Origin of the sequence: Caballeronia calidae, from assembly GCF_900044055.2 — a bacterium.
Taxonomy (GTDB): domain Bacteria; phylum Pseudomonadota; class Gammaproteobacteria; order Burkholderiales; family Burkholderiaceae; genus Caballeronia; species Caballeronia calidae.
Genome location: NZ_FCOX02000134.1, coordinates 1 through 8657, shown reverse-complemented (window position 1 = coordinate 8657; position 8657 = coordinate 1). Strand labels below are relative to the sequence as shown.

The 8657-nt window shown below is 60.5% G+C and carries 10 protein-coding genes; 7 read left to right on the top strand and 3 right to left on the bottom strand.

Annotated features, from left to right (window positions below; translation table 11 throughout):
* Window positions 1–120: 120 nt before the first annotated feature.
* Complete coding sequence (locus AWB78_RS40430; RefSeq protein WP_232478088.1) at window positions 121–468, bottom strand: aminotransferase class I/II-fold pyridoxal phosphate-dependent enzyme; 348 nt, start codon at window positions 466–468, stop codon at window positions 121–123.
* On the opposite strand from AWB78_RS40430, the gene AWB78_RS48970 reads away from it, so the two are divergent.
* Both AWB78_RS48970 and AWB78_RS40425 read left to right on the top strand, forming a co-directional pair.
* A complete protein-coding gene (locus AWB78_RS48970; RefSeq protein ID WP_232478089.1) occupies window positions 443–739 on the top strand; it encodes a hypothetical protein in 297 nt (98 codons plus the stop codon). The genes AWB78_RS40430 and AWB78_RS48970 overlap by 26 nt on opposite strands.
* Before the next feature lie 205 nt (window positions 740–944).
* Complete coding sequence (locus tag AWB78_RS40425; RefSeq protein ID WP_062612635.1) at window positions 945–1625, top strand: hypothetical protein; 681 nt, start codon at window positions 945–947, stop codon at window positions 1623–1625.
* A gap of 484 nt (window positions 1626–2109) precedes the next feature.
* Here the strand turns inward: AWB78_RS40425 and AWB78_RS40420 are convergent, their stop codons facing one another.
* Window positions 2110–2493 (bottom strand): RES domain-containing protein, encoded by a 384-nt coding sequence (locus tag AWB78_RS40420; RefSeq protein ID WP_232478087.1) that lies wholly within the window; start codon window positions 2491–2493, stop codon window positions 2110–2112.
* 564 nt (window positions 2494–3057) lie between these two features.
* On the opposite strand from AWB78_RS40420, the gene AWB78_RS40415 reads away from it, so the two are divergent.
* The 5 genes from AWB78_RS40415 to AWB78_RS40395 all read left to right on the top strand — a co-directional run bounded on the left by AWB78_RS40415 (window position 3058) and on the right by AWB78_RS40395 (window position 8004).
* Window positions 3058–3294 carry a hypothetical protein gene (locus AWB78_RS40415; protein ID WP_198399455.1) on the top strand — a complete coding sequence of 79 codons (237 nt, stop codon included), beginning with the start codon at window positions 3058–3060 and terminating at the stop codon, window positions 3292–3294.
* A 513-nt stretch (window positions 3295–3807) separates the two neighbouring features.
* Complete coding sequence (locus AWB78_RS40410; RefSeq protein WP_062612631.1) at window positions 3808–4527, top strand: FadR/GntR family transcriptional regulator; 720 nt, start codon at window positions 3808–3810, stop codon at window positions 4525–4527.
* Between the two features lie 99 nt (window positions 4528–4626).
* The gene (locus AWB78_RS40405) at window positions 4627–5394 is read left to right on the top strand and encodes an SDR family oxidoreductase (RefSeq protein ID WP_062612630.1); all 768 of its coding nucleotides are present in this window, start codon (window positions 4627–4629) and stop codon (window positions 5392–5394) included.
* 47 nt (window positions 5395–5441) lie between these two features.
* Window positions 5442–6752, top strand: coding sequence for an MFS transporter (locus AWB78_RS40400; protein ID WP_062612628.1), 1311 nt, complete (start codon window positions 5442–5444; stop codon window positions 6750–6752).
* Window positions 6753–6756: 4 nt separating this feature from the next.
* Window positions 6757–8004, top strand: coding sequence for an enolase C-terminal domain-like protein (locus tag AWB78_RS40395; protein WP_062612626.1), 1248 nt, complete (start codon window positions 6757–6759; stop codon window positions 8002–8004).
* A 133-nt stretch (window positions 8005–8137) separates the two neighbouring features.
* Here the strand turns inward: AWB78_RS40395 and AWB78_RS47960 are convergent, their stop codons facing one another.
* Window positions 8138–8275 carry a hypothetical protein gene (locus AWB78_RS47960; RefSeq protein WP_232478086.1) on the bottom strand — a complete coding sequence of 46 codons (138 nt, stop codon included), beginning with the start codon at window positions 8273–8275 and terminating at the stop codon, window positions 8138–8140.
* Window positions 8276–8657 lie beyond the last annotated feature (382 nt).

Genomic DNA, 8657 nt, shown 5'->3' with positions numbered 1-8657 from the left:
GGCTCGGGGGTAGCGTCTTCGATGAGATAGAGCATGGAAGGCCATCCGATAAAAAGAAAAACCCGCGACACGGCACATGTGTCGACGTGTAGCAGGCATGGCGTCTGGTGCTTAGGCGCCTCAGACCGCGGCGACAGCGGGGGTCAACGCCGCACACGCGGTCTCGATGCGCCGGCACGCGTCGCGCAGCGTGGGCATCGGAACAGCATACGCGATCCGCACAGGGTTCTCCACGCCGAACGCGCTGCCGTGCATCACGCCGACATCCGCCGCTTCCAGCAGATAGTTGGCGAAGTCGAGCTCGGTAGCGATGACATCGCCCGAAGGCGTAGTAGCACCTATCGCGCCCGAGCAGTCCGCGAAGGCATAGAACGCGCCATCGGGTGCATCGCAACGCAGGCTGGGGCAGCGTGCCACCGTATCGGCCACGAGATCGCGGCAGGTGCGCAACGCATCGATCCATTCGATCAGGAAATCCGTGCCGCCTTCCAGCGCCGCGAGCGTCGCCGCCTGCGAGATCGTGCTGCACGCGCGAGCATGGCACGGCGTCGTCGGTGGACCAGAAGAGCGTCTGGTTCGAGCGATACGCAAGCCCGTCGATGTTCTGCGCGCCGAGCAGTTGGCACCCGGCGTTCGCGAGAACCCGGGCAGCAAAGCCGCGACGTCGGCCTTCGGCGGGCGACAAAGGCGTCGCGGGCGTCGATCGACAATCCGCAGTGGTCATTTCGTGGCCGAATGAAGAAGTATTTCGAGGTGCCACACGCCTCGAAATAGCGTGCGACCTACCGTCGGCCGGTAAGCTGGCTTTCGGATCCTGCGTGGCAGGTTGAAGCCGCTCTGCGTCGGGTGTACTGTGGTCGCTCTAAAAGCACAATTGCATGATCCCGCGGGGCTTGTGCGTGCTTATGTGACCGGGGTCGCTCGCTGAGAGCGCCGAACCCGTCGTGTCTAGCAAGTTCTGGGAGGGCAGTATCGGTATGGCAGACAAGCAGAAGGCGCGCTATTTGATTTCGCCCGAGGCCGCGCAGGAAAAAGCAGAACTTCTGCGGGAACTGGCCGGCGGCAAGAACGCGTTGCGCTTGAATCAGGCGCTCGAGGCCGTCGCGTTGGGATGCGGATTTGACCGCTGGCGCGAGTTGGTCGCGACCACTGCGAAATTAGCCGCAGGCGAGGCAAATTCGCTAGGCATTGCTGCGTTCATGCTTGGCGATGACCAACATGTTGACGAAGAGACACTGACGGCTCGGCGCGCACTACAGTTGGAGACCATTCGCGGTGTCATCACATGTTCCTATGCACGAGCGCAAGAACTTGTGTTCCAGTGGGCTCTGTCCGGCGCGCCCCATGGGGTCCAGACAACGCCGGCAGGAGCCATCGATGCCGTATCCCGAGAGGGAGACAACGAAGCAGCCATTCAACGGGACCGCGGGGCAGGTGACGATAACGCAGGCCGTTCAATCCTCAGTGGCGATTTCGGGCATACGCTCGAGGAATCGCTCAACGATGCTTTCTTCGCGTCCACGCAGGAGCCACATCCCAACGAAACTCCGTACCCGCCTTCTACGCCTCCCGCGCCCGTCGCGGTGACCTACAAGAAACGGCGTTTACCAGCCGACGAAGGGTAGGCTGTTTCAGCATGTCAACATGATGCCGAGTCTGGTCCAACCCAGAACGTTGCGCTGAATATCCCATGCCATCCGAGGTCCGGCCCGCGACCGCGAATGCCGGGCTTACGCATCGGCGGATGCGTACTCTCGGCCACAAGTTGTCATTCGTTGCGATAGTCACTCGGCCATTCGAGTGGCTGCTGCACGCTAAGTCACGGCCATCAATGGGTGCACTGGAGGGACAGTGAGAGTCGGTCCTTTTTTGCCCGCCGACTCCTGTCGTGCCGGAAGGTTGACGAGTTCATTCTGTCGAAGTCTGCAGCTCGAATTTTATATAAGTAACGTGAACGTTCGCCATCCGAAATAACGGAGCCGCACAAACGTGCCGATCCGATGAAGCCTTCGGCCACTTCAGGCATGTTCGACCTGCGATGTCATATCCATATTGATTTCGTCGGGAGGCAAGGGCGCACGTGCCGATTTCCGTCGAACTCTCCGAAGCTCAATCCCAAGAAGACTGGTTTTTCGGCAGAGCGTTATGCGGATCGTAGACTTCGAGATGGTCCGTCGAGTCAAGAGGCTGTGTGTACAGTACGAGATTCGTACCGTCAGGCGTCAGTCGTGAGTTGAAGAGGATACCCTTGGCACCGCTCGAGACGACCTCATCGCCAAGGATCCAGCTGGGCGGCTCGATCCGTTCATTGAACCAGCAGTGGCGCCAGTCGCAATAGAAATCCTCCTCCCACAGAGGAGACCACTTTCCGCTCTCGTACCCGCTGGTGAAATCGACTATCGGAGCGGCCGTGAGGTTGTAACTGACCAAGGTCCCCGGCGGCATCAAGGAAGATAACTGCTGATACTCTCTGATGGCCGTGTCGTGGTCCAAGGCCAGATAGAGCGCATTGAGCCCGACTCGATTCGCGCGACAGCCCACCTGGGAACATGCATACGATAGACAGTTACCCCGGCCAATTCTGTGAGGATCATCCTGCCGCGCCCGCTTCGGCGTGTGCGTAGCTCGTCATGTCGGTGTCGCCAAAGCCCGCGTGCTGAACGTAGTACGCGAGACAGACGATCCGAATCAATGCACCGAAACAGGTACGCAGAGCCGGCGCCCCTTCGACACGCGACCAAGCTCGGATGGTTCACCAGGGAGATTTCGTGCGCTTCCAAGCGACGTCCGTGGCTTTTCGCGAGCCGGGCAGCCGACGACCTGGTTTGGAATGGATTTCGTCACTCCTGTATGGCGAGCGTCGAACGGCTCCGCTCAAGCCATTGGCGATCGTGATCCAATGAACAGGCTGAAGAGCATCGATGTGTTCCGCTAGCGCGAGCCGGGAGTGGCCGACCCACCGGGGCGGCGACAGGTGTCATCGCTGATCGGCGTGCCGCGATAGGAGCGATAATGTAGTCGCAACAGACTCGTCAAACGATGACGCGAGTGCCTGATATGGAATGGACAAACACACGGCCAACCGCCCCGGGCTACTACTGGTTGCGCTTCGTGGACGAGCGATCGCCCCAACAAACCATCGCGGAAATCTCCGAAGTGCCCGGCGAGGCGACGGGCGAATACGTCGCTATTCTGATGGGAGACGACGCCATCATGGAACTCGATGACGCGTACTTTGATGGTGGCCTGTTCGCTGGCCCCATCCAGCCACCGTTGACTGAGGACCTGCCGTAACGGGACCACCGCCGAACACCAGCGCCGCAGATCGACGGGTGATGTGCTCGTCGGTGCACGGGTGCTGCCCCTTTTCTTCGCTGCATCGGGCAGCCGTCGACGACTCGACAACGGCCGCATCCCGCTCCACCTCGGCGGGTTCGTGTTGGCCCCATTGAAAAAGCGCTGTCGGTCTGCCGTCATCGACCTGGGTTGTAGTACTCGACCGAGTAATTCTGTGTGCGCCGCCACTTGGTCTTTCATGGCCTGCGCCAAGGCCGCCCTGTCGGGATCGTGAAGATTGGAGAGCAGGGCGTCGAGCGCATAAGGCCATGCATACACTGCGTTTCCAGCGCACGGTCACGAAAGAGCAGCTGCCGAGTTCTTGAGCAGTTCGGGCTCGCATCGGCGTTGCAACTTGAGGTTTTCAACGCTCCCCACCTCGTTCACCACGATCCGGGTCAACCCTGATTGTTCACGACCGTCGATCGCGATTACATTCTAGATCATACGTATGACCTAGAGCGATATGATATGGCGACCTTACACAGGCAGGTATTGAACAAGATGGGCGAACAGATCTGCTCGGGTCAGTTCCAGCCGGGCGACATCCTGCCCGCCGAGGACGAGCTCGCGGAGCAGATGCAGGTGAGCCGCATCACCATTCGCGAAACGATGAAGTCGCTGTCCGCGAAGGGCATGCTTCAGGTGCGCCGCCGTCACGGCACCATCGTGCTGCCGCGCTCGGAGTGGCAATTGTTCGATCCCGACGTGATTACGTGGCGCGCGCGTGCCGGCGCGGTCGATGCCGACCTCGTTGCCGACCTGATGGAGTTGCGCACGATCATCGAGCCGAACGCCGCCAAGCTCGCCGCGAAGCGCGCGACGCCTGAGGATCGTGTAGCCGTGCGACGCGCGTTCAAAGCGATGGAGCGCGCGGTGGCGGGCCACGGAGAATATGTACCCGCGGACCTCGCTTTTCACGGCGCGATCTTGACTGCGTGCCACAACCAGTTCATTCAGCAGATGCAAAACGCGCTTTCCGCGATTCTGCGCACGAGCTTCGAACTCAGCTCGGAGATCGAGGGTGGACCGGCGCGTTCACTGCCGATGCACGAAGCGCTGTGTATCGCCATCGAACAGGGCGACGCGCAAGCGGCCGAGCAGGCCGTGCTCAGGCTGATCGAGCGCGCCGAAAAGGACTTCGACGATCGGGCGGCGCTGGTCCGCACCGCAAACGACCAGCCGTTGTAACGCTGTTTCAGCCATGTCGTGACAAGACCGCAGCCTGCTGATCAGGCCGCGCAGGCGCGTTCGCGTCCACGATTTGATGCATTCGAAAGAGAAATAAGTATGACTAAATTATTCGATTTGAGCGGCCGCACGGCGCTCGTCACCGGCTCGGCGCGAGGCATCGGCTATTCGTTGGCGGAAGGGCTTGCGGCTGCGGGCGCCGGCGTCATCGTCAACGGAACGAAGGCCGATACGGTCGATGCGGCGGTCAGCCGCCTGCGAGAGCAAGGCTTCGACGCACGCGGCCGAGCATTCGACGTCACCGACGAGCAATCCGTTGCTGCTGCGTTCGCGGCATGGGACGCGGAGGGCATCGACGTGGACATCGTCGTGAACAACGCTGGCATCCAGTTTCGCAAGCCGATGCTCGAACTCGCGCTCGCCGACTGGCAACGCGTGATCGATACCAATCTCACGAGCGCGTTCATCGTCGCGAAGGAAGCGGCGCGACGCATGATTGCGCGCGGCCGCGGCGGCAAGATCATCAACATCGGATCGCTGACGAGCGAAGGTGCGCGCGCGACCGTTGCGCCTTATACGGCAGCAAAGGGCGGGATCAAGATGCTCACACGCGCGATGAGCGCCGAATGGGCCGTGCATGACATCCAGGCAAACGCGATCGGCCCCGGCTACATCCTCACCGACATGAACCAGGCGCTCGTTGACAACGCGAGCTTCGACGCGTGGGTGAAGAGCAGCAATCCGTCGCAACGCTGGGGCAAGCCCGAAGAACTCGTCGGCACGGCAGTGTATCTGGCGTCGCCCGCGTCGAGCTATGTGAACGGGCAAATCATTTACGTCGATGGCGGCTGGCTCGCCGTCCTTTGATCACGTCGACTACATCGAATACGTCGATTGCGATTTCCGGAGACATCATGGATCACGTTAAAACCGTAGCGCCGCAGAGATGGTGGTATCTCATGCCCATCATCTTCATCACCTATAGCCTTGCCTACCTCGATCGCGCGAACTATGGCTTCGCGGCCGCCGCCGGCATCGACAAGGATCTTGGCATCACGCATGCCACTTCGTCGCTGATCGGCTCGTTGTTTTTCCTTGGCTATTGCCTGTTTCAGATTCCCGGCGCCATCTATGCACAGAAGAACAGCGTCAAGAAGCTGATCTTCGCGAGCCTCTTGCTGTGGGGCGCGTGTGCGGCGCTGACCGGCATGGTCAGCAATATCCCGATGCTGATGGCCCTGCGCTTCATTCTCGGCATCGTGGAGGCGGCCGTGATGCCGTCAATGCTGATGTACATCAGTCGTTGGTTCACCCGCACCGAGCGTTCGCGCGCGAACACGTTCCTGATCCTTGGCAATCCGGTCACGGTGCTGTGGATGTCGGTGCTCTCCGGCTATCTCGTGAAGAGTTTCGGCTGGCGCGAGATGTTCATCATCGAAGGCGTGCCGGCGATTGCCTGGGCGATCGTGTGGTGGTTCACGGTGAAGGACAAGCCTGCCGATGCGAACTGGATGACCGACGCCGAGAAGGCCGAACTGGATGCGCGCCTGAAAGCGGAGCAGGCGCATATCGCGCCGGTGCGTGACTACAAGGCGGCGTTCCGTTCGTCGATCGTCCTCAAGTGTTGCGGGATCCATGCGCTGTGGAGTATCGGCGTGTATGGCTTCATCATGTGGCTGCCGTCCATTCTGAAGTCGGCATCGACGATCGATATCGTGTCGGTCGGCTGGCTTGCGGCGGTGCCGTATCTCGCGGCCATCGTGCTGATGCTGCTTGCCTCGTGGCTCTCCGACAAAACGAACAACCGAAAACTCTTCGTCTGGCCGTTGCTGTTGATCGGCACCATTGCGTTCGTCGGCTCTTATCTCGTGGGCAGCTCGAACTTCTGGCTGTCGTTCACGTTGCTCGTGATCGCCGGCGCGACCATGTATGCGCCTTACGGGCCGTTCTTCGCACTCGTGCCTGAGCTGATTCCGAGCAACGTACTCGGTGGCGCAATTGGGTTCATCAATGCGAGCGGCGCGCTCGGCGCGTTCCTCGGCTCATGGGTCGTAGGCTACCTGAACGGAGCAACCGGCAGCCCCGCAGCGTCCTACGCCTTCATGGCTGTGGCGCTTTTCGCTTCAGTCGTCTTGATGATACTGGTGCCGGCGCACTCGGGCGAGCGCTCTACGCCGTCGGGCAGCGCAGGCAAAAAATCGGTTCCTTCGGCTCTCGCGAAATAAAACAATGGCAACTCTGATAACCGACGTCAAAGTCATCTTGACCGCCCCGGAAGGCATCAATCTCATCGTCGTGAAGGTCGAGACGAATCAGGACGGGCTCTACGGACTCGGCTGCGCGACTTTCGCGTATCGACACCTGGCGGTCAAATGTCTGATCGATGAGTATCTGCGGCCGCTCCTCATCGGGCGCGATGCCGAAGCGATCGAAGAACTCTGGCAACTGATGCACCAGAACGCCTATTGGCGTAACGGTCCGATCGAGAACAACGCGATCTCCGGTATCGACATGGCGCTATGGGATATCAAGGGCAAGCAGGCGAACATGCCCCTGTATCAGCTTTTCGGCGGCAAGGTGCGCGAAGGCGTGCCGATCTATCGACATGCCGACGGCCGCGATCTCGCCGAACTGTGCGACAACATCCAGCGCTATCGCGAGCAGGGCATCACGCACATCCGCTGCCAGAGTGGCGGATACGGCGGTGGCGGTTTCGGCCACGCACCATCGGGTGCGCCGCAAGGCGCGCCCGACGGCATCTACCTCGACAGCCGCAAGTACATGCGCGACACGCTCAAGCTGTTCGACGGCATCCGCAGCAAGATCGGTTTCGATGTCGCGCTGTGTCACGACGTTCACGAGCGATTGAAGCCGGTGGAGGCGATCCGCTTCGCACGCGAACTGGAGCCGTTCGAGCTGTTCTTTCTCGAAGATGCGATCGCGCTCGAGGAAGGCGAGTGGCTGCGTCAGCTTCGCGAAAAGACCACGACTCCGCTTGCTCAGGGCGAGCTGTTCAACAACCCGTACGAGTGGCGCTTTCTGATCACGGAGCGGCTGATCGATTTCATCCGCGTGCACTTGAGTCAGATCGGCGGCATTACGGCCGGGCGCAAGTTGCAGATCTTCGCCGAGCAGTTCGGCGTGCGCACCGCCTGGCACGGTCCGGGCGATATGTCACCGCTCGCGCATGCGGCCAATATTCATATTGATCTTGCGTCGCGCAATTTTGGCGTGCAGGAGTGGTCTGGCACGGAGCCGCCGAACTTCGTGATTCAGGAGCTTAAAGGCCCGCGCGCCGCGTTGCTCGACGTGTTCCCGGGACTTCCCGAGTTCCGCAATGGCTACGTTTATGCGAATGACAAGCCCGGGCTGGGTGTCGATATCGACGAGAAGGAAGCGGCGAAGTATCCGTGTGAGCGCAACGTGACGCACTGGACGCAGACGCGTTTGATGGATGGCGCACTGCAGACGCCTTGAGCGCATCCGGAGGTATTGCGAGGTCTTTAGGATCGCATCGGCAGAGAAGGGGAATGTGTCGCTGGAGCCGGGCTCCGCTTATTAGAAGCGGAGCCCGGCGCCCAGCACGACACATTCGCAGATCGCCGCGGATTTACAACCGACTCGCTTGCTGCAGGAGTTCCAGCGCTTTCAACTCATCCAGTCGACCCATGCGGGCTTTACCCGCTAGCGTCTTGATCAGCGCTTCCGCGATCGGTGCGATGCCGTCAAGGTTGTCCAGTGTGGTCACGGGTCCGACGGAGGGAGAACCGAGGCTTCGCTGCGGCATGGTAGTTCGCCAGAAGAATCAGTCACAAGATCTTGCGGGCCGACTGCGATCGTCTCCTCATTTGGGACATTCGCCGATACCGGCAACGCTTGGGTATCGCCTGCGTTGACCGTGCAACTCAAAGTTTCGACTGGCGTGCCAGTGGATGTACTCTAATCCAGTTGTGCAGGTGGACGGGTAGTGTCAGAGAGTCACTCCTTCATTGCTCGTGCATCGACTAGTCCGAACTTTGAGTGTGCGCCGCGCGTAGACCATTGATTTCTCAAGGTTATGCGTGCGTGAACGAGACGATTACTGGGTACAGATTGCGGGGCTGACGTTGAGCAGGTGGAAGGCCTTTTCT

Excerpts from the sequence above, each read along its gene's own strand:
- AWB78_RS40405 (WP_062612630.1), top strand. The coding sequence starts at position 4,627 with ATGACTAAATTATTCGATTTGAGCGGCCGCACGGCGCTCGTCACCGGC.
- AWB78_RS40415 (WP_198399455.1), top strand. The coding sequence starts at position 3,058 with ATGGAATGGACAAACACACGGCCAACCGCCCCGGGCTACTACTGGTTG.
- AWB78_RS40410 (WP_062612631.1), top strand. The coding sequence starts at position 3,808 with ATGGCGACCTTACACAGGCAGGTATTGAACAAGATGGGCGAACAGATC.
- AWB78_RS40395 (WP_062612626.1), top strand. The coding sequence starts at position 6,757 with ATGGCAACTCTGATAACCGACGTCAAAGTCATCTTGACCGCCCCGGAA.
- AWB78_RS40400 (WP_062612628.1), top strand. The coding sequence starts at position 5,442 with ATGGATCACGTTAAAACCGTAGCGCCGCAGAGATGGTGGTATCTCATG.